The sequence below is a fragment of the Hydrogenophaga sp. 5NK40-0174 genome (assembly GCF_040372165.1).
Classification (GTDB): Bacteria; Pseudomonadota; Gammaproteobacteria; order Burkholderiales; family Burkholderiaceae_C; genus Hydrogenophaga.
The window spans coordinates 579,512-599,357 of the sequence record NZ_BAABWG010000004.1; the positions used below are offsets into that span (position 1 = coordinate 579,512).

At 58.5% G+C, this 19,846-nt stretch carries 19 protein-coding genes; all 19 read left to right on the forward strand.

All coding sequences use genetic code 11. The annotated features are described in order from the left end of the window. The first annotated feature begins 50 nt into the window (after positions 1–50). A complete protein-coding gene (locus tag ABWV89_RS16165; protein ID WP_353399058.1) occupies positions 51–659 on the forward strand; it encodes a transposase in 609 nt (202 codons plus the stop codon). 180 nt (positions 660–839) lie between these two features. After that, on the forward strand, positions 840–5,618 hold the full coding sequence (locus tag ABWV89_RS16170) for a glutamate synthase-related protein (RefSeq protein ID WP_353399060.1): 4,779 nt from the start codon (positions 840–842) through the stop codon (positions 5,616–5,618). A gap of 24 nt (positions 5,619–5,642) precedes the next feature. Continuing rightward, complete coding sequence (locus ABWV89_RS16175; RefSeq protein WP_353399063.1) at positions 5,643–7,109, forward strand: glutamate synthase subunit beta; 1,467 nt, start codon at positions 5,643–5,645, stop codon at positions 7,107–7,109. A gap of 154 nt (positions 7,110–7,263) precedes the next feature. Beyond that, positions 7,264–8,079: an ABC transporter ATP-binding protein gene (locus tag ABWV89_RS16180; RefSeq protein WP_353399066.1), complete on the forward strand. Its 816-nt coding sequence runs from the start codon at positions 7,264–7,266 to the stop codon at positions 8,077–8,079. Beyond that, complete coding sequence (mlaE, locus tag ABWV89_RS16185; protein ID WP_353399069.1) at positions 8,076–8,855, forward strand: lipid asymmetry maintenance ABC transporter permease subunit MlaE; 780 nt, start codon at positions 8,076–8,078, stop codon at positions 8,853–8,855. Before ABWV89_RS16180 ends, mlaE begins: the two co-directional genes overlap by 4 nt. Positions 8,856–8,873: 18 nt before the next feature. Continuing rightward, a complete protein-coding gene (mlaD, locus tag ABWV89_RS16190; RefSeq protein ID WP_353399072.1) occupies positions 8,874–9,338 on the forward strand; it encodes an outer membrane lipid asymmetry maintenance protein MlaD in 465 nt (154 codons plus the stop codon). An 82-nt stretch (positions 9,339–9,420) separates the two neighbouring features. Next, entirely contained in the window at positions 9,421–10,212 is a 792-nt protein-coding gene (locus ABWV89_RS16195; protein WP_353399075.1) for an MlaA family lipoprotein, read from the forward strand. A gap of 88 nt (positions 10,213–10,300) precedes the next feature. Beyond that, positions 10,301–10,918, forward strand: coding sequence for an MlaC/ttg2D family ABC transporter substrate-binding protein (locus ABWV89_RS16200; protein ID WP_353399295.1), 618 nt, complete (start codon positions 10,301–10,303; stop codon positions 10,916–10,918). 28 nt (positions 10,919–10,946) lie between these two features. Next, positions 10,947–11,231, forward strand: coding sequence for an STAS domain-containing protein (locus tag ABWV89_RS16205; RefSeq protein WP_353399078.1), 285 nt, complete (start codon positions 10,947–10,949; stop codon positions 11,229–11,231). Positions 11,232–11,314: 83 nt separating this feature from the next. Continuing rightward, the gene (locus ABWV89_RS16210) at positions 11,315–12,253 is read left to right on the forward strand and encodes an ABC transporter ATP-binding protein (RefSeq protein WP_353399081.1); all 939 of its coding nucleotides are present in this window, start codon (positions 11,315–11,317) and stop codon (positions 12,251–12,253) included. Then, positions 12,250–13,005 (forward strand): ABC transporter permease, encoded by a 756-nt coding sequence (locus ABWV89_RS16215; protein ID WP_353399084.1) that lies wholly within the window; start codon positions 12,250–12,252, stop codon positions 13,003–13,005. The genes ABWV89_RS16210 and ABWV89_RS16215 overlap by 4 nt, the downstream gene beginning before the upstream one ends. Positions 13,006–13,080: 75 nt before the next feature. Beyond that, entirely contained in the window at positions 13,081–13,320 is a 240-nt protein-coding gene (locus tag ABWV89_RS16220; protein ID WP_353399087.1) for a BolA family protein, read from the forward strand. 18 nt (positions 13,321–13,338) lie between these two features. Next, entirely contained in the window at positions 13,339–14,607 is a 1,269-nt protein-coding gene (murA, locus tag ABWV89_RS16225) for a UDP-N-acetylglucosamine 1-carboxyvinyltransferase (RefSeq protein WP_353399090.1), read from the forward strand. Between the two features lie 38 nt (positions 14,608–14,645). Beyond that, on the forward strand, positions 14,646–15,296 hold the full coding sequence (gene hisG / locus ABWV89_RS16230; RefSeq protein ID WP_353399093.1) for an ATP phosphoribosyltransferase: 651 nt from the start codon (positions 14,646–14,648) through the stop codon (positions 15,294–15,296). A gap of 14 nt (positions 15,297–15,310) precedes the next feature. Next, positions 15,311–16,702 (forward strand): histidinol dehydrogenase, encoded by a 1,392-nt coding sequence (hisD, locus tag ABWV89_RS16235; RefSeq protein ID WP_353399096.1) that lies wholly within the window; start codon positions 15,311–15,313, stop codon positions 16,700–16,702. Beyond that, positions 16,699–17,784 carry a histidinol-phosphate transaminase gene (gene hisC / locus ABWV89_RS16240; RefSeq protein WP_502903233.1) on the forward strand — a complete coding sequence of 362 codons (1,086 nt, stop codon included), beginning with the start codon at positions 16,699–16,701 and terminating at the stop codon, positions 17,782–17,784. Before hisD ends, hisC begins: the two co-directional genes overlap by 4 nt. Beyond that, positions 17,781–18,398: an imidazoleglycerol-phosphate dehydratase HisB gene (gene hisB, locus ABWV89_RS16245; RefSeq protein WP_353399098.1), complete on the forward strand. Its 618-nt coding sequence runs from the start codon at positions 17,781–17,783 to the stop codon at positions 18,396–18,398. The genes hisC and hisB overlap by 4 nt, the downstream gene beginning before the upstream one ends. A gap of 21 nt (positions 18,399–18,419) precedes the next feature. Further along, positions 18,420–19,082 (forward strand): imidazole glycerol phosphate synthase subunit HisH, encoded by a 663-nt coding sequence (gene hisH / locus ABWV89_RS16250; protein WP_353399101.1) that lies wholly within the window; start codon positions 18,420–18,422, stop codon positions 19,080–19,082. Positions 19,083–19,096: 14 nt separating this feature from the next. Further along, positions 19,097–19,843 (forward strand): 1-(5-phosphoribosyl)-5-[(5-phosphoribosylamino)methylideneamino]imidazole-4-carboxamide isomerase, encoded by a 747-nt coding sequence (gene hisA / locus ABWV89_RS16255; RefSeq protein WP_353399104.1) that lies wholly within the window; start codon positions 19,097–19,099, stop codon positions 19,841–19,843. Positions 19,844–19,846 lie beyond the last annotated feature (3 nt).

A 19,846-nucleotide genomic window follows, 5' to 3' on the forward strand; every position in this document is an offset into this window, starting at 1 on the left:
AACGTGTCGCGCCGGGGCGCAACCTTGTACCAGGCGAAGGTGATCTTGCCTTGCTCTGGGATGCCTTGGCACAGGCTGCCGAGCAACATGGCGTGCAGATTCATGCCTATGCACTGCTGCCAACACAGTTTCAGTTGCTGGCAACGCCCACATTGGAGGGTGGCATATCGCGCATGATGCAAGGTGTCGGCCGCCGTTTTGTGACGACCTTCAACCAGCGGCACAGCATTCATGGTGCGATGTGGGATGGGCGCTACCGTTCAAACCTGGTAGAAGAGGGCGACAGTCTTCTGGCCTGCATGGTGTTTCTCGATACCTTGCCTGTGGCGGCAGGCTTGTGTCACTCACCGGAGAGGTACGAGTGGACATCTCATCAGGACTTTGTGGGTCTGAGGCAAGACCGACGCGTGGTACCGCATGAAAGTTACTGGCGCCTGGGAAACACGCCTTTCGCGCGAGAGGCAGCGTACGCCGACTTGGTGCATGCGGGACTTTCGGCGCGCACAGCCAAGGTGATTGAGGAGAGCGCGCTTCACGGATGGCCTTACGGATCCAGCGACTTCCTGGCTGAGTTGAGCAAGCTGACCGGCCGCCGGTTGCGTCCGCTGACTGCCGGTCGCCCGCCACGCGGCAAGAAAAGCTCCCCTCAGGATATCTGACCCCAATTAATGCGATCAGAAAGTCTCAATTTTATAAAATAGGGTCAGACCCTAAAAAAACAGCTTGGCATTGTTGTTGCAATGCACTATCCTTCGCATCCCGCGAAAACTTTTTCTCACGGTTGCCTGCCGCCAGTTTCTGCTGCGCGGATGCAGCCTTGCCACTCAAAAGGAAGCGCCATGACAACGGCTGCCGAAAAAGACCTGCTGCAACAGCGAGGCCTCTACGATCCATCCCAGGAACATGACGCCTGTGGCGTTGGCTTTGTTGCCCACATCAAGGGCGAGAAGCGTCACGACATCGTGACACAAGCCCTGAAGATTCTCGAGAACATTGACCACCGCGGAGCAGTGGGCGCTGACAAGCTCATGGGTGACGGTGCCGGTATCCTCATTCAGCTACCTGACACTCTCTATCGCGAGGAAATGGCCAAGCAGGGTGTGTCGCTTCCGCCCGCTGGTGAGTACGGCGTCGGCATGATCTTCATGCCCAAAGAGCATGCTTCCCGTCTGGCATGCGAGCAGGAAATGGAGCGAGCCATCAAGGCCGAAGGCCAGGTCCTCCTTGGCTGGCGCGACGTTCCGGTCAACAAGGACATGCCCATGTCCCCGGCTGTTCGCGAGAAGGAGCCTGTGATCCGCCAGGTCTTCATCGGCCGCGGCAACGACGTGATCGTTCAGGACTCCCTTGAGCGAAAACTGTACGTGATCCGCAAGACGGCAAGTGCTCGGGTGCAATCACTCAAGCTCAAGCACAGCAGCGAATACTATGTGCCGAGCATGAGCACCCGTACGATTGTGTACAAGGGCTTGTTGCTGGCCGATCAGGTTGGAACGTACTTCCTGGATCTGCAGGATCCCCGCTGCGTGAGCGCGCTGGGCCTGGTGCACCAGCGCTTCTCGACCAACACCTTCCCCGAGTGGCCTCTGGCCCACCCATACCGATACGTGGCACATAACGGTGAAATCAACACCGTCAAAGGCAACTACAACTGGATGAAGGCACGGGAGGGCGTCATGAGCTCTCCGGTGCTCGGTGACGACCTGCAAAAGCTCTATCCGATCAGTCTGGCGGGCCAGTCTGACACAGCAGTGTTCGACAACTGCCTGGAGCTCCTGACCATGGCGGGCTACCCCATCAGCCATGCAGTCATGATGATGATCCCGGAGCCCTGGGAGCAGCACACGCTCATGGACGAGCGTCGCCGCGCGTTCTACGAATATCACGCCGCCATGCTTGAGCCATGGGACGGACCAGCCTCGATTGTGTTCACCGACGGCCGCCAGATCGGCGCGACGCTGGATCGCAACGGACTGCGCCCCTCACGCTACTGCGTCACAGATGATGATCTGGTCATCATGGGTTCCGAGTCTGGCGTATTGCCCGTGCCTGAAAACAAGATCGTCCGCAAATGGCGTCTGCAGCCGGGCAAGATGTTCCTGATCGATCTTGACCAGGGACGCATGATCGACGACGAGGAGCTGAAGTCGCAGCTGTCCAACTCCAAGCCATACAAGCTATGGATTGAAGACCTGCGTATCCGGCTGGACGATGTCGATCACCCCGTTGCTGGCGAAGCAGCCAAAGAGCTGCCCGCCGTCAAGTCCGAGCCAACGTCGGCCGGCATGGAGTCGGTCTCGCCTGAGCTGCTCGATCAGCAACAGGCCTTCGGTTTCTCCCAGGAGGATCTCAAGTTCCTGATGAGCCCTATGGCGGCCAATGGCGAGGAAGCCATCGGCTCCATGGGCAACGACAGCCCGCTGGCTGTATTGTCCGGGCGCAGCAAGCCGCTCTACAACTACTTCAAGCAGCTGTTCGCACAGGTGACCAATCCGCCGATCGATCCGATCCGCGAAGCCATCGTGATGTCGCTCGTGTCCTTTATCGGACCCAAGCCCAACCTGCTTGATATCAACCAGGTCAACCCGCCGATGCGCCTTGAGGTCAGCCAGCCTGTGCTCGACTTTGACGACATGGCCAAGTTGCGCGATATCGAAAATGGCACGCAGGGCAAGTTCCGCAGTCACACCCTGGATATCACCTATCCGATCGCCTGGGGACGTGAAGGTGTCGAAGCCAAGCTGGCATCGCTTTGTGCAGAGGCCATCGATGCCATCAAAGGCGGCTCCAACATCCTGATCATCAGCGATCGTGGTGTCAGCCGCACACAGGTGGCCATCCCGGCGTTGCTGGCCTTGTCTGCCGTTCACCAGCACCTGGTGCGCGAAGGCATGCGCACGGCGACGGGTCTGGTAGTGGAAACCGGCACGGCGCGAGAGGTACATCACTTCGCCGTGCTGGGCGGCTACGGTGCCGAGGCTGTTCATCCCTATCTGGCCATGGAGACGCTGAAGGCCATCAGCAAGGACTTGCCCGGCGACCTGAGCGCGGACAAGGCCATCGCCAACTATGTGAAGGCGATCGGCAAGGGCTTGTCGAAGATCATGTCCAAGATGGGCGTGTCGACCTACATGTCCTATTGCGGTGCGCAGTTGTTCGAGGCGATTGGCCTGAACACCGAAACCGTCAGCAAGTACTTCACCGGCACCCCGAGCCGCGTGGAAGGCATCGGCGTGTTTGAAATGGCTGAAGAAGCCATTCGCCTGCACAAGGCAGCTTTTGGAGACGACCCGGTTCTCGCCAACATGCTCGATCCAGGTGGCGAATATGCCTGGCGTGCGCGTGGCGAGGAGCACATGTGGACCCCGGATGCCATCGCCAAATTGCAGCACAGCACGCGCGGCAACAACTTCAGCAGCTACAAGGAGTATGCGGAGATCATCAATGATCAAAGCAAACGCCACATGACGCTGCGTGGGCTCTTCGAGTTCAAGATCGACCCATCCAAAGCCATTCCGGTGGAAGAAGTGGAGTCAGCGGCTGAAATCGTCAAGCGATTTGCTACCGGTGCGATGTCTTTGGGCTCCATCTCGACAGAAGCGCATGCCACGCTGGCTGTTGCGATGAACCGCATTGGCGGAAAGAGCAACACGGGCGAAGGTGGTGAGGACCAGAAACGCTATCGCAATGAACTCAAGGGCATCAAGATCACCAAGGGTGAGTCGCTCAAGAGCATCATTGGAGAAGACCTGATCGAGGTCGATACCCCGTTGCTTGATGGCGATAGCCTGCGCTCGCGCATCAAGCAGGTGGCGTCTGGCCGCTTCGGCGTGACAGCCGAGTACCTGCACAGTGCCGATCAGATCCAGATCAAGATGGCGCAGGGCGCAAAGCCGGGAGAGGGCGGTCAGCTGCCAGGCGGCAAAGTATCCGAGTACATCGGCAAGTTGCGCCACAGCGTTCCGGGCGTGGGTCTGATCTCGCCACCGCCGCACCACGATATCTACTCGATCGAGGATCTGGCACAGCTGATCCACGACCTGAAGAACGTGTCTTCGCACTCGTCCATCAGCGTCAAGCTGGTGTCCGAAATCGGAGTGGGCACGATTGCAGCTGGCGTGGCCAAGTGCAAGGCCGATCATCTGGTGATCGCCGGGCATGACGGCGGAACTGGGGCATCGCCATGGTCGTCGGTGAAGCATGCCGGCAGCCCGTGGGAAATTGGTCTGGCCGAAACCCAGCAAACCCTCGTCTTGAACCGCCTGCGCGGCCGTATCCGCGTTCAGGCCGACGGTCAGATGAAGACTGGTCGCGACGTGGTGATCGGTGCCATGCTGGGTGCAGACGAGTTCGGTTTTGCCACCGCTCCTCTGGTGGTTGAGGGTTGCATCATGATGCGCAAGTGTCACCTCAATACCTGCCCTGTCGGTATCGCCACTCAGGACAAGACGCTGCGCCGCAAGTTCTCAGGCAAGCCTGAGCACGTGGTGAACTACTTCTTCTTTGTCGCGGAAGAGGCGCGTCAGCTTATGGCCCAGCTGGGCATTCGCAAGTTCGACGAGCTGATCGGGCGCTCCGACATGCTCGACATGCGCAAGGGCATTGATCACTGGAAAGCCAAGGGCCTGGATTTCTCACGCCTGCTCGCTGCACCAGAAATGCCTGCCGAGATCTCACGTTTTCACACCGAAAGCCAGGATCATGGTCTGGAGAAGGCGCTGGACAACGTGTTGATCCAGAAATCCAAGCCTGCCATCGAGAAGGGCGAGCGCGTGAAGTTCATGGAGGCGACCCGCAACGTCAACCGCTCCGTGGGCGCGATGCTCTCGGGTGCAGTGACAAAGCACCACCCCGACGGCTTGCCGGATGATTCGATCCACATTCAGCTCGAGGGTACCGGAGGCCAGTCATTCGGTGCATTCCTGTGCAACGGCATCACCATGTACCTGATCGGTGATGCAAACGACTACACGGGCAAGGGCTTGTCTGGAGGCCGTGTCATCGTGCGGCCGAGCATCGACTTCCGCGGAGAGGCCACACAGAACATCATCGTCGGCAACACGGTGATGTACGGTGCCACCTCTGGTGAAGCCTTCTTCAGCGGTGTGGCTGGCGAGCGTTTCGCTGTCCGCCTCTCCGGAGCTTCCGCGGTGGTGGAAGGCGTTGGCGATCATGGGTGCGAATACATGACCGGTGGTACTGTCGTGGTTCTGGGCAAGACCGGCCGCAACTTTGCCGCAGGCATGAGCGGTGGCGCAGCCTACATCTATGACGAGGATGGACTCTTTGCCAAGCGCTGCAACATGGCCATGGTGAGCCTCGAGCCCGTGTTGCCAGCCGCTGAACAAAGAAAGAGCATCGATGAGGCCATCTGGCATCGCGGGCAGACCGACGAAGAGCAGTTGAAGAAGCTGCTTCAGGATCACAACCGCTGGACGGGAAGCAAGCGCGCTCGAGGCATTCTGGACAACTGGGCGCAGACACGCTCCAAGTTCGTCAAGGTGTTCCCGAACGAATACAAGCGCGCACTGGCAGAAATTCATGCCAGCAAGAAGGCTGAGGCCGCTACGAGCAAAGCCAAGTCGTCTGCCAAGAAGCAGACCAGCCCCGCCAAGTAATCGCACAGCTAGCAGGAAATCATCATGGGAAAAGTTACAGGCTTCATGGAGTATGAGCGCATTGAAGAAGGCTACGAGCCGGTAGATGCGCGCCTGAAGAACTACAAAGAGTTCGTGATCGGTCTGAACGACGAGCAGGCCAAGACGCAGGCTGCGCGCTGCATGGATTGCGGAACGCCTTTTTGCAACAACGGCTGCCCGATCAACAACATCATTCCGGACTTCAATGACCTGGTCTACCAGGGCGATTGGCAAAACGCGATCACTGTTTTGCACAGCACAAACAACTTTCCGGAGTTCACGGGCCGCATTTGCCCTGCGCCTTGCGAGGCTGCATGTGTGGTGAACTTCAACGGGGACGCGGTGGGTATCAAGTCCATTGAACACTCCATCATTGATCGCGCATGGGAGAGTGGCTGGGTCGTTCCCCAGCCACCCAAGCACAAGACTGGCAAGAAGGTCGCGGTTGTCGGGTCGGGTCCTGCCGGCATGGCCGCTGCACAGCAACTGGCCCGAGCAGGCCACGACGTGACCGTGTTTGAGAAAAACAGCCGGATCGGTGGTCTGCTTCGCTACGGCATTCCGGACTTCAAGATGGAGAAATCCCATATTGATCGCCGGGTCAAGCAGATGGAAGCGGAAGGCGTGAAGTTCGAGACCAGTGTTCTGGTGGGTGAGTGGCCGGCTGACAGCAAGGTCACGAATGACGCCAAGAAGACCGTTTCTGCCGAACAGATCAAGAAAGATTTCGACGCGGTTCTGCTGACCGGTGGTTCCGAGCAGTCGCGAGACCTTCCCGTCAAAGGACGTGACCTTGATGGCATTCACTTCGCCATGGAGTTTCTGCCCATGCAGAACAAGGTCAACGCGGGCGACAAGCTCAAAGGGCAGCTTCGGGCCGACGGCAAGCATGTGATTGTGATCGGCGGCGGTGATACCGGCTCCGATTGCGTGGGCACCAGCAACCGGCATGGCGCTGCCAGCGTGACGCAGTTCGAGCTGATGCCTCAGCCACCTGAGCAGGAAGACAAACCGATGGTTTGGCCCTACTGGCCACTCAAGCTTCGCACGAGCTCCAGTCATCAGGAAGGTTGTACCCGCGAGTTTTCCATCTCGACCAAGGAGTTTGTCGGCAAAGGCGGCAAGGTGGTCGGACTCAAGACGGTCGGTGTCGAGTTCAAGGACGGCAAGCTCAGCGAAATTCCGGGAACCGAGCAGGAATACAAAGCGGATCTGGTGTTGCTGGCCATGGGCTTTGTTCATCCAGTGGGCTCGGTTCTGGATGCATTCGGTCTGGACAAGGATGCACGCGGAAATGCCAGAGCGACCACGGACGTCGAAGGCGGATATGCCACCAACGTCGAGAAGGTATTCGTGGCAGGCGACATGCGCCGCGGTCAGTCTCTGGTGGTGTGGGCTATCCGGGAAGGACGTCAGGCCGCGCGTGCCGTTGACGAGTTCCTCATGGGCGCCACAGACCTGCCTCGCTGAACTGCAGGTAGGACTTGAGCAGCATCAGAAAGCCGGGGTTGATCCCCGGCTTTTTTACGCGTTGTCGCTTATTACCCCAAATGGTTACTGTCGCCAAGATGGGTTTCTTTGCTCGTGCGACAATCGGAGCTTTCCCGTATAGGCCACCGGCCCGATGAGTGACGCTTCCTTTATTGAAATCGATCATGTGACGTTCGGCTATGACAGCCGGCGCACGATCCTGAATGACCTCTCACTGCAGTTCGCCCGGGGTAAGGTGACCGCGGTGCTGGGGGGGTCTGGCTGTGGCAAGACAACTTTGCTTCGCCTGATCGGTGGTGTGCATGCTGCGAATGACGGGCGAGTGATTTTCGACGGTGAAACCGTAGACGTCCGCAACAAGGCGCAATTGCTCAGGCTTCGACGCAGGCTGGGCATGCTGTTCCAGTTTGGTGCGCTGTTCACGGATCTCAACGTTTTTGACAATGTGGCCTTCCCGCTTCGGGAAATGAGCGACCTGCCCGAAGCGCTCATCCGCGACATCGTTCTGATGAAGCTGCACGCCGTCGGCTTGCGAGGTGCTGCCGGGCTCAAGATCAGCGAGGTGTCTGGCGGTATGGCAAGGCGCATTGCACTGGCACGAGCCATCGCGCTGGACCCCGAACTGATCATGTATGACGAACCTTTCGCCGGATTGGACCTTGTGTCCATGGGCGTTACTGCCAAGCTGATCAGAACCCTGACAGATGTGACAGGTGCAACGGCATTGCTGATTTCCCATGACATTCCACAGTGTATGGAGATCAGCGACTGGGTGGTGTTGCTGGCCACCGGGGGACGAGTGGTTGCCCAAGGGACGCCCGAGCAACTGATGAGCAGTGAAGACCCCGAGGTAAGACAGTTTGTGCGGGGAGAACCGGACGGACCGGTCGCGTTTCACTATCCTGCTCCAGCCTTGGAGGATGACTTCGGTGTGGGGGCTGGAGCATGAATTTCATTCAGGCCGTAGGTCGCCGCACCATCAATACCCTGGCCGGATGGGGAAGAGGCGCCATCTTCTTCTTCGAGCTGATCAAGGCAGTGCCTATGGCATTTCTGCGCTTCGGTCTCGTGGTCAAGCAGATACACGCCATCGGCAACAGGTCGCTGGTGATCATCCTGGCCTCCGGCATGGCGGTTGGCTTTGTTCTGGCTTTGCAGCTCTACAACACCCTGATTCGCTATGGCGCAGCGGAGGCGCTTGGGCTAGTCGTGAATCTGTCGTTGGTGCGCGAGCTAGGGCCTGTGGTCAGTGCGCTCCTGTTTGCCGGCCGTGCAGGCACCTCACTGACTGCAGAGATCGGACTGATGAAGGCTGGAGAGCAAATATCTGCCATGGAGCTCATGGCCATCGATCCACGCGTCCATGTTCTCGCGCCACGATTCCTGGCGGGCGTCATTTCCGTTCCGTTGCTAACAGCCCTTTTTTCTGCCATCGGTATTCTGGGAGCCTGGATAGTTGCCGTGGGGTTGATCGGTGTTGACGCTGGCAACTTCTGGGCTATCCAGCAAAATGGAGTTGACGTCTGGCGCGATGTTGGCAATGGTGTCATCAAGAGCGTTGTTTTTGGTGTGATCTGCACAGCCGTCGCGCTCTATCAGGGTTATGAAACCGAAGCGACGCCTGAAGGCGTTGCCTATGCCACGACCCGTACCGTTGTGACGGCATCCCTGGGTGTGCTCGCCATGGACTTCATCCTGACGGCCCTCATGTTTTCGACTCCCTGACGAGCGGACAGCAACCAAATGAACAAGAAAAGCACAGAAATCTTTGTCGGCGCATTCGTCATACTTGGCGCACTGGCCCTGTTGTTCCTTGCGCTGAAGGCCGCCAACCTGGCGAGCTTCAACGCAGGGGGAGAGACCTATGTGGTCCAGGCAAGGTTTGACAATATTGGCGGCCTCAAGGCCAGAGCGCCGGTGCGGTCGGCAGGAGTGAACGTTGGCCGGGTCACCAGCATCGTCCTCGATCCTGTGACATTCCAGGGCCTCGTCACGCTCGAAATTTCAAAGGCTGTTGACTTTCCCAAGGACTCGTCTGCAAAAATCCTGACGGCGGGCCTGTTGGGTGATCAGTACATTGGCATTGAGCCCGGTGCGCTGGAGGACAGCCTCAAGCAAGGCGATACCATCACCTATACGCAGTCTGCGGTGGTGCTGGAAAACCTCATTGGCCAGTTCTTGTTCAACAAGACTTCCGAGGGGCAGTGACATCCGCCTTGGCGAAAAGGGAGGGGCCAGGACAAGAGCCCAACCGCCATCGAGAAAAACAACATTAGGAAGTTCTTTGCTTATGACTTTGGGTCTGCGCTTCAATCAAACCGTCAGGCGTTGGCTTGCGTTGACGTTGCTGCTGGGTGGGCTACTGGCTCTTGGTGGGTGCGCCACCCACCCGAATGCGAATCCGAAGGATCCTCTTGAGCCCTTCAACAGAGGGGTCTCCGAGTTCAACGACGCTGTCGACGCTGCATTGCTCAAGCCTGTGGCGACGGCGTACACCACTGTCACGCCCGATCTGATTCGCACCCACATCAGCAACTTCTTTGGCAACCTCAGCGATGCGTGGTCGTTTGTGAATGCAACGCTGCAATTGCGCCCAAAGGAAGCGGCCAACAATTTTCTTCGCTTCAACGTGAATACTTTTCTCGGCTTTGGCGGCCTGCTGGATCTCGCCTCCGAGATGGGCATCGAGCGGACTCGCCTGGATTTCGGGCAGACGCTTGGCAGGTGGGGTGTGCCTGCGGGGCCGTACCTGGTTCTTCCTTTGCTGGGGCCTTCATCGGTTCGGGATGCCGCGGGCCTGGGTGTTGAGTCTCGAGGGGATCTGGTGATGGGGATTGACCACATCCCGACCCGCAACGAGCTGTATGTACTCCGGGCCGTAGAAAAACGAGCCAACCTGCTTCGAGCGACCAATATGCTTGAAAGTGTCGCACTGGACAAATACAGCTTCACGAGAGATGCGTACCTACAGCGGCGGCAGAATCAAATCGAGATCATCGTCGAGGAAGCGCCTCATTTGCCCGAGTTCACCGACGCGGACTCGGCTGACCTTCCTGCGGGTGAAGTGGAAAGTACCAGATAATTCACAGGCTTGGGGAACCGTTGAGGTCCGACGGACTCAAACGGGTTCATGAACGAGGGCGTCTCTGGCCCGGAAAGGATTTCATATGATGAATCGACGCCATTGGCTGGCAGCCATCACCATTTCGTGGACGTCCATGGTTGCAATGGTGGCTCATGCCACGCCCGATGAGGCGCCCGACGCACTGATCAAGCGCATTTCCGGCGAAGTGCTGGAGGTGGTGAAGTCAGATCCGGCGATCCAGGCCGGAGACACGGCAAAAATTGCCGAGTTGGTTGACACCAAAATCATGCCCAACGTGAACTTCGAGCGCATGACCGCTTCTGCAGTTGGTCGCTATTGGCGCCAGGCCTCCGCCGAGCAGAAGTCAAAGTTGCAAAGCGAGTTCAAGACCTTGCTCGTCCGGACCTATTCCGGTGCTTTGGCCGAGATCCGGGATCAGACGCTCAGCTACCGCCCGTTTCGTGCCAACCCGAGTGACACCGAAGTCGTTGTGCGCTCCGAGGTGCGGGGACGAGGCGAACCCATTCAGCTTGACTACCGCCTGGAGAAGACAGAGTCTGGCTGGAAGATCTTTGATTTGAATGTGCTGGGTGTCTGGCTTGTGCAGACCTATCGCTCCCAGTTTGCCCAGGAAATTTCAACCAAAGGCATTGATGGTCTGATTGCGACCCTGTCTGAGCGGAACAAGGCCAACGCCAGCTGAGTTGCTTCCCGTATTGAGTTTGCCTGCCATGACAACCACCTCTTCAAGCCTGAAATTGCCTGCCCAGCTGACCATCGAGTCGGTGGCGGGAGCCATGAAGCAGCTCAGGCTTGCCGCAGATGGCGTTGAGGGAGGGCGGGTCATGGTGGACGCAAGCACCTTGAAGGATTTCGATACCGCGTCGGTAGCGGCCTTGCTTGATCTCCGGCGTCATCTGCATAGAAACAACCGGACGTTGCAGGTTGTCGGTATCCCTGAGCACCTGAAGGAGCTCATTCGCCTGTATGGCGTGAGTGAATTGCTCACCGCTTAAAATATAGGGTTTTGGGCCGCCAGGGCAGGTTCTCCTGCCCTTTTTCGTTTGAATGGCGGTCATGGGCTTTTAGCCATCCATCCATGCCCGCAGTCTCCTTCTCCAACGTCTCCAAGTCCTATTCCTCACCCAGAGGAGATTTTCGTGCGCTCAAAGGTGTCAGCTTCGACATAGAGCAGGGTGAGTTCTTTGGGTTGCTTGGCCCCAATGGAGCGGGGAAGACCACATTGATCAGCATTCTGGCCGGGCTGGCGAGAGCCAGTGGTGGAACGGCGTCGGTGCTGGGTCATGATGTGCGCAGTGACTTCCAAAAGGCCAGAAAGGCCCTCGGCGTGGTGCCTCAGGAGTTGGTGTTCGACCCGTTTTTCAGCGTTCGGGACATCCTGAAAATCCAGTCCGGCTACTTTGGGATCAAGCGCAATGACGCCTGGATCGACAGCCTGCTCGACGGCCTGGGCCTGGCCGACAAGGCCAACTCGAACATGCGCCAGCTCTCCGGCGGAATGAAGCGCAGGGTTCTGGTGGCACAGGCACTGGTTCACAAGCCGCCAGTCATTGTTCTGGATGAGCCAACAGCCGGCGTCGATGTCGAGTTGCGCCAGACGCTTTGGCAGTTTGTCTCCCAGCTCAATCGTGAAGGCAGCACAGTCCTGTTGACCACCCACTACCTGGAAGAGGCCGAGGCCTTGTGTGGGCGGATTGCCATGCTCAAGCGCGGTGAAATGGTGGCACTGGCTTCCACATCGGACCTCTTGCGCCAGACATCAACCAACGTCCTGTCATTCAAGACCGACCAGCCCCTGCCGGCCGACCTGGCATCGGTTGCACGAGTGACAGGTCGAGTGGTTCAACTGCCAGCCCATGACGCGACGGAAATCGAGCAATGGCTGGGCCAGATCAGGCAGGCAGGTATCGCCGTCGAGGATGTGGAGATTCGAAAGCCGGATCTCGAAGATGTCTTTATTGAGGTCATGGCCAGCGAGTCGCTGTCTTCCGAAGAAGTGACAGGAGGTGCAGCATGACCGGATGGCAGACACTCTTTTACAAGGAGATTTTGCGCTTCTGGAAAGTAGGATTTCAGACGGTGGCGGCTCCGGTCATTACGGCGATCCTGTACATGATGATCTTCGGACACGTTCTGGAGGACCGTGTGCAGGTGTACGGCACAGTCAGCTATACCGCCTTCCTGCTCCCAGGCCTGGTGATGATGAGTGTGCTGCAAAACGCATTTGCAAACAGCAGCTCGTCCCTGGTTCAGAGCAAGATCATGGGCAACCTGATTTTCCTTCTGCTCACGCCCTTGTCACATCGTGCATGGTTTGTGGCCTACGTCGGATCTTCGGTTGTCCGGGGCATGGCTGTGGGAGCCGGAGTCATTCTTGCCACCTGGTGGTTTGCCCGGCCAGACATAGTGGCGCCACTGTGGATCGTCCTTTTTGGCTTTCTTGGGGCCGCATTGTTGGGGGCACTGGGCGTGATCGCGGGGTTGTGGGCCGAGAAGTTCGACCAGATGGCTGCTTTCCAGAACTTCATCATCATGCCGATGACGTTTCTGTCGGGCGTCTTCTACTCAATACACTCGTTGCCTGACGTTTGGCAGCAGATCAGCCACCTCAACCCGTTTTTCTACATGATTGACGGCTTCCGCTATGGCTTTTTCGGCACCAGCGATGTTTCCCCATGGCTGTCACTGGCCATCGTGGGCGGAGCGCTGGTCTTTGTCTCGCTCATCGCGCTTCACCTCTTGCGAATCGGGTACAAAATCCGGCATTGAGTGACTCCAGTACCCTTGCCTGTGCGGCCGCGGTTTGGCAGCCCTCACATCGACCTTATCCAGGACACAGTTCAAATGACAGCACAAGAGCTTCAAGACATCATCGCCGCCAACCTAGCCTGCGAGCACATTGAGGTTTCAGGGGATGGGCGGCATTGGTCCGCTGTCATTGTCTCTCCGGAGTTTGAGGGCAAGCGCTCGATTGCACGGCACCAGCGGGTCTATGCGACGCTGGGCGAGCGCATCAAGACAGACGAAGTGCATGCACTGTCGATGAAGACATTGACGCCCCAAGAGTGGGCAGCACAGAACTGAGGTACAGGAGACTCTCAGATGGATAAACTGAAGATCGTTGGTGGCAAGCCGCTCAGTGGCGAGGTCCTGATATCGGGGGCGAAGAACGCAGCCCTCCCTGAGCTTTGCGCAACCTTGTTGACCGATGAGCCAGTCATGTTGACCAACGTGCCGCGTCTCAGGGACGTCGCCACCATGCGGTCATTGCTGGACCACATGGGGGTTCGCACAGAAACACTGGGTGAGCGTGGTGGCATGCGGTTTGACGCGAAAGGGCCGATTGAGCCAGAAGCACCATACGAACTGGTCAAGACCATGCGGGCATCCGTCCTGGTGCTTGGTCCACTGTTGGCAAGGTTTGGCCAGGCCAGGGTTTCGTTGCCAGGCGGGTGCGCCATCGGCGCAAGGCCAGTCGATCAGCACATCAAGGGCCTTCAGGCCATGGGTGCAGACATCACGGTAGAGCACGGCTACATCGTTGCCCAGTTGCCCGAAGGTCAGAAGCGCCTGAAAGGCGCGCGTATTGCCACCGACATGGTCACTGTCACGGGGACGGAAAACCTGCTCATGGCAGCCGCTCTGGCAGACGGAGAAACCGTGTTGGAGAACGCTGCGCAAGAGCCCGAAATCCCAGATCTGGCCGAAATGCTGATTGCCATGGGTGCGCGAATTGAAGGCCATGGCACGAGTCGAATCCATATTCAGGGTGTCGACCGGCTGCGTGGGTGCGAGCACCAGGTTGTTGCCGACCGAATTGAAGCAGGAACATTTCTTTGTGCGGTGGCGGCGACCGGGGGCGAAGTGATTCTGCGCAACGCCAGAGCAGATCACCTTGAATCGGTTGTCGAGAAATTGAGGGATGCCGGCGCAGAGGTCGATGCAGGCGACGGGTTCATCAGAATTCGCAGCCATGGCCGCTTGAAGTCGCAGAGCTTTCGTACCACAGAGTATCCAGGCTTTCCGACTGACATGCAGGCCCAGTTCATGGCGCTCAATTGCGTGTCGCAGGGAACGGCAACGGTGACCGAAACCATTTTCGAAAACCGCTTCATGCATGTGAGCGAGTTGATGCGTCTCGGTGCCCGTATCCAGATCGATGGCAAAGTGGCAGTGGTCGAAGGCGTTGAGCAGCTTTCCGGCGCTACAGTGATGGCCACTGACCTTCGTGCCTCGGCAAGTCTCGTGATCGGCGGACTGGTCGCTCAGGGTGAGACCATTGTGGACAGGATCTATCACCTGGACCGGGGCTACGACCAGATGGAGTCCAAATTGCGTGGCATTGGCGCCGATATTGAGAGAGTTCGCTAAGGGCTGGTGACGGTCCGCATTGCTGAGAGAAACCAGACATGATTACCCTGGCGTTGTCCAAAGGACGCATCTTTGACGAAACCCTCCCACTTCTGGCCGCTGCTGGCATTGAGGTGCTGGAGGACCCCGAGAAATCGCGCAAGCTGATTCTTCAGACCAATCAGCCGGGCGTTCGGGTCGTGCTGGTTCGTGCAACAGATGTTCCGACCTATGTGGCCCATGGTGGCGCTGATCTCGGTGTCACAGGCAAGGACACCCTGATAGAGCACGGAGGGCAGGGCTTGTATCAGCCTCTGGATCTCCAGATTGCAAAGTGCCGAATGAGTGTTGCGGTGCCGGACGACTTCGATTACGCGAAAGCAGTGAGGCAGGGGTCTCGCCTTACCGTGGCGACCAAATACACCACGATTGCCCGTGAGTTCTTCGCCTCCAAAGGCGTTCATGTCGACCTGATCAAGCTCTATGGCAGCATGGAACTGGCCCCCCTGACCGGGATGGCTGATGCCATTGTTGACCTTGTCTCCACTGGAAAGACACTCAAAGCCAATCATCTGGTCGAAGTGGAGGAGATCATGGACATCAGTTCGCGCCTGGTGGTCAACCAGGCCGCCCTCAAATTCAAACAGTCAGATATCCGTCCCATCATCGATGCGTTCGCCCAGGCCGTTGGCGCTCCTGCATCGGCCTGAAGCCTCTTTGCACCATGACCCAAGCAGCCAGACCTCTTCGCCTCTCTACCGCATCCGCCGATTTCGACGCCGCACTGGCTCGGCGTCTCCATTGGTCGGAGGAGGCGGACGGTGCAATTGAGCAGCGTGTAGCCGACATCCTGGCGGATGTGCGAGCCCGCGGCGATGAGGCTGTCATGGCCTACACGGCAAAGTTCGATGGGCTGCAGGCAGATTCCATGGCAGCTCTGGAACTCACGCAAGAGGACTTCAAACGAGCGTTTGACAGCCTGCCTGCTGCTCAGCGCGATGCCCTGCAGCGCTCGGCAGCCCGCGTGCGCAGCTATCACGAAGCGCAGAAGAAGGCTGGTGGTGAGACCTGGACGTACCTTGATGAGGACGGGACCATGCTCGGCCAGAAGGTCACGCCGCTCGACCGCGTGGGGATCTACGTCCCCGGGGGAAAGGCTGCGTACCCGTCCAGCCTGATCATGAACGCCGTACCGGCTCACGTGGCCGGGGTGCAGGAAATCATCATGGTCGTGCCCACGCCAGTGCGGGGCAGTGTCGCGACGGGGGGCGCCGGCGGTAAGACGGCCACCCAGGGGGAGCGCAACGAGCTGGTGCTGGCCGCCGCCTATGTGGCTGGCGTTACGCGCGCCTTCACGATTGGCGGTGCTCAGGCGGTCGGGGCGCTGGCCTATGGGACACACACCATCCCCAAGGTGGACAAAATCACCGGCCCGGGTAACGCCTACGTGGCTTCGGCCAAACGCCGGGTGTTCGGTACGGTAGGTATCGACATGATTGCGGGGCCGAGCGAGATCCTGGTCCTCGCTGATGGCACGACGTCGCCTGAGTGGGTTGCCATGGATCTCTTCTCGCAGGCTGAGCACGACGAGTTGGCACAGAGCATCTTGCTGTGTCCCGACGACGCGTATCTCGACAAGGTCCAGGCAGAGATCGACCGCTTGCTGCCGACCATGCCTCGCGCCGGGATCATTGCCAAGAGTCTGAATGACCGGGGAGCCCTCATTCTCACCAAATCAATGGAAGAAGCCTGCGAGATCAGCAACCGGATCGCGCCGGAGCATCTGGAGGTCTCGAGCCGGGAGCCGGGCAAATGGGAGCCACTGCTCAAGCACGCCGGCGCCATTTTTCTCGGTGCGTACACGAGCGAAAGCCTGGGCGACTATTGCGCGGGGCCCAACCATGTGTTGCCCACCAGCGGAACCGCTCGTTTCTCGTCGCCATTGGGCGTGTATGACTTTCAGAAGCGCAGCAGCCTCATCCAGGTGAGCGCCCAGGGTGCACAACCTTTGGGCCAGATTGCGGCTGAAATGGCCTATGGTGAGGGGCTACATGCACATGCGAGGGCCGCGGAGCTGCGGCTGGATACAGTCCCCCCCATGCGGAACAGCCAGTGAATACCGCTTTGCGTTTCATTCGTGACGACATCAAGGCCATGCAGGCCTATGTCGTGCAGTCGGCCGCCGGGATGGTCAAGCTCGATGCCATGGAGAACCCATTTCCTCTGCCTGAGCGCCTGCGTGCGGAGCTGGGCAAGCGTCTGGGCGAAGTGGAGGTTAACCGGTACCCGGGGTCGCGTGTCGCCGACTTGAAGGCTATGCTGGCAAGCTCGTTGGACCTGAACGATTCTCAGGCCATTGTGCTGGGCAATGGTTCAGACGAGCTCATCTCACTTCTGGTGCTGGCCTGCTCCAGGACCGGGGCATCCATCCTGGCACCCGTTCCAGGGTTCGTGATGTATGAGTTGAGCGCCAGACTCATGGGTCTGGCGTTCCATGGCGTGCCGCTGACCGCCGACTTCGAACTGGACGTGCCAGCCATGTCGGTAGCGATTGCAGAGCACCAGCCAGCGGTGACCTTTCTGGCTTACCCCAACAACCCCACTGCGAACCTCTGGGGCGAAGATGCCGTGCGTACGGTTGTCCGTGCAGTGGGTGCCTATGGCGGAATTGTGGTGATCGATGAGGCGTATCAGCCTTTTGCCAGCAAGAGCTGGTTGAGCCAGATTCGGACGAATCCGGGTGACAACCGCCATGTGCTGCTCATGAGAACCATGTCCAAGCAAGGCTTGGCGGGGGCCCGTCTGGGCTACATGCTAGGGGACGCCGAGTTGATTGCACAGATAGACAAGGTTCGCCCGCCCTACAACGTTTCGTCACTCAACGCCGAGTGCGGATTGTTTGCTCTGGAGCATGCCCAGGCGTTGGCCGACCAGGCCGCCACTGTCCGCGAAGAAAGAGACCGGTTGCTGGCTGCTCTGGCCGCGATCTCTGGCGTCAAGCCTTTTCCCAGCGAGGCCAATATGGTCCTGGTCAGGGTGCCAGATGCCGCCAAAACTTTCGCCGAATTGAAGCAGCGAGGCATTTTGGTCAAGAATGTTTCTACAATGCACTCATTGCTGGGCAATTGTCTGCGCCTGACGGTAGGCACACCGCAGGAAAACGCCATTCTGGTTGATGCCCTCAAGCAAAGCTTATGACCCAAGTTTCTCCCAACTCCACAGCGGCCCGGGAAGCCGACGTTCAGCGTGATACCGCCGAGACGCAAATTCGCGTGCGGCTCAATCTGGATGGTTCCGGGAAGGCCGAACTGTCCACAGGCATCGGTTTTTTCGACCACATGCTGGACCAGATCGCGCGCCATGGCCTGATTGACCTGCTGGTTGAGGCCAAAGGCGATTTGCATATTGACGGACACCACACGGTGGAAGATGTCGGTATTGTTCTGGGGCAGGCCATGAGCAAAGCCGTGGGCGACAAGAAGGGGATCCGACGCTATGGCCATGCCTACGTGCCGCTCGATGAGGCGCTCTCCAGGGTGGTCGTGGATTTCTCCGGACGTCCGGGCCTGTACATGAACGTCGAGTTCCGTGCAGGGATGATTGGGGCGTTTGACAGTCAGCTTGCCTATGAATTCTTCCAAGGTTTTGTCAATCATGCGGGTGTTACGCTGCATATTGACAATCTCAAAGGCGAGAATGCTCACCATCAGGCAGAAACCATCTTCAAGGCGTTTGCTCGAGCCCTTCGGATGGCGCTCGAGCGCGACGCTCGTCTCGGCGACGTTGTGCCTTCGACCAAAGGCTCGCTGTAGCCAGTTGTCCTTCTCCATGTCATGAATCGCCAGACAGTGGCTGTCGTCGACTACGGCAGCGGAAATTTGCGTTCGGTTTCTCAAGCGGTCATCCATGCTGCCATGGGGACCGCCACGGATGTCGTGGTGACCTCTAGCGCGCAGGCTGTGCGAGATGCCCATCGAGTGGTTCTCCCTGGCCAAGGCCATATGGGTGACTGCATCCGTGAGCTTCGGGATTCCGGCCTGATGGATGTGGTGCTTGAGGCTGCTGCTTCCAAACCGCTGTTTGGGGTGTGTGTCGGCATGCAGATGCTGCTCGACCGAAGCGAAGAAGGACCGACAGAATGCCTTGGCCTCATCCCGGGCGAGGTTGTACGCTTCCGCCTGGAGGGTATGGTGCAACAGGACGGAAGCCGTTTCAAGGTTCCCCAGATGGGATGGAACCCGGTTTTTCATGACCTGGGCAGAGGACCTGCTCACCCGGTCTGGAAGGGTGTACCTGACGGCGCCTACTTCTATTTTGTGCACAGCTATTTCGCCCGACCAGCTGACCCTCATCACTGCGTGGGCGAGGCGGACTACGGCGGGCGCTTTGCAGCGGCGCTGGCCCGCGATAATATTTTTGCTACGCAATTCCACCCGGAGAAAAGTGCTGACCAGGGGCTGGCGCTTTACTCCAACTTCCTTTCCTGGACACCCTGAGCTCACTGACAGCCATGCTTCTCATCCCCGCCATCGATCTCAAGGACGGTCAATGTGTTCGCCTCAAACAAGGCGACATGGATCAATCCACTGTCTTCAGCGAGAATCCTGCCGCCATGGCCCGGCAATGGGTTGACAAGGGCGCGCGACGGGTTCACTTGGTGGACCTCAATGGTGCTTTTGCAGGCAAACCCAAGAACGAGGCGGCGATCAAGGCGATCCTGAAGGAGCTCGGCCCTGACATTGACGTGCAGCTTGGCGGAGGTATTCGCGACCTGGACACCATCGAGCGCTACCTCGACATCGGGTTGAGGTATGTGATCATTGGCACAGCAGCAGTGAAGAATCCTGGCTTTCTGCAGGATGCATGCTCTGCGTTTGGCGGCCACATCATCGTGGGCCTGGACGCCAAAGACGGCAAAGTTGCCACTGACGGCTGGAGCAAGCTCACCGGTCATGAGGTTGTTGACCTGGCGCGAAAGTACGAAGACTATGGCGTGGAGTCCATCATCTACACAGACATTGGGCGCGACGGAATGCTGTCGGGAATCAACATCGATGCCACCGTAGCCTTGTCCCAGTCCATCAGCATCCCGGTGATTGCATCCGGTGGGCTGTCCAACCTCGACGATATCCGCAACCTTTGCGCCGTTGAAGAAGATGGTGTGGAGGGGGTGATCTGCGGGCGTTCAATCTACAGCGGCGATCTCGATTTCGAAGAGGCCCAGGCACTCGCCGACGAACTGACCTCGCAAGAGTGATGC

Bases quoted from the DNA above. Each gene is read 5' to 3' on its own strand.
- mlaD (WP_353399072.1), top strand. From the start codon at position 8,874: ATGAACAAGAAAAGCACAGAAATCTTTGTCGGCGCATTCGTCATACTT.
- hisG (WP_353399093.1), top strand. From the start codon at position 14,646: ATGATTACCCTGGCGTTGTCCAAAGGACGCATCTTTGACGAAACCCTC.
- murA (WP_353399090.1), top strand. From the start codon at position 13,339: ATGGATAAACTGAAGATCGTTGGTGGCAAGCCGCTCAGTGGCGAGGTC.
- hisA (WP_353399104.1), top strand. From the start codon at position 19,097: ATGCTTCTCATCCCCGCCATCGATCTCAAGGACGGTCAATGTGTTCGC.
- hisD (WP_353399096.1), top strand. From the start codon at position 15,311: ATGACCCAAGCAGCCAGACCTCTTCGCCTCTCTACCGCATCCGCCGAT.
- ABWV89_RS16210 (WP_353399081.1), top strand. From the start codon at position 11,315: ATGCCCGCAGTCTCCTTCTCCAACGTCTCCAAGTCCTATTCCTCACCC.
- ABWV89_RS16215 (WP_353399084.1), top strand. From the start codon at position 12,250: ATGACCGGATGGCAGACACTCTTTTACAAGGAGATTTTGCGCTTCTGG.
- hisH (WP_353399101.1), top strand. From the start codon at position 18,420: ATGAATCGCCAGACAGTGGCTGTCGTCGACTACGGCAGCGGAAATTTG.
- ABWV89_RS16200 (WP_353399295.1), top strand. From the start codon at position 10,301: ATGAATCGACGCCATTGGCTGGCAGCCATCACCATTTCGTGGACGTCC.
- ABWV89_RS16175 (WP_353399063.1), top strand. From the start codon at position 5,643: ATGGGAAAAGTTACAGGCTTCATGGAGTATGAGCGCATTGAAGAAGGC.
- ABWV89_RS16205 (WP_353399078.1), top strand. From the start codon at position 10,947: ATGACAACCACCTCTTCAAGCCTGAAATTGCCTGCCCAGCTGACCATC.
- ABWV89_RS16195 (WP_353399075.1), top strand. From the start codon at position 9,421: ATGACTTTGGGTCTGCGCTTCAATCAAACCGTCAGGCGTTGGCTTGCG.
- ABWV89_RS16180 (WP_353399066.1), top strand. From the start codon at position 7,264: ATGAGTGACGCTTCCTTTATTGAAATCGATCATGTGACGTTCGGCTAT.
- hisB (WP_353399098.1), top strand. From the start codon at position 17,781: ATGACCCAAGTTTCTCCCAACTCCACAGCGGCCCGGGAAGCCGACGTT.
- ABWV89_RS16220 (WP_353399087.1), top strand. From the start codon at position 13,081: ATGACAGCACAAGAGCTTCAAGACATCATCGCCGCCAACCTAGCCTGC.
- mlaE (WP_353399069.1), top strand. From the start codon at position 8,076: ATGAATTTCATTCAGGCCGTAGGTCGCCGCACCATCAATACCCTGGCC.
- ABWV89_RS16170 (WP_353399060.1), top strand. From the start codon at position 840: ATGACAACGGCTGCCGAAAAAGACCTGCTGCAACAGCGAGGCCTCTAC.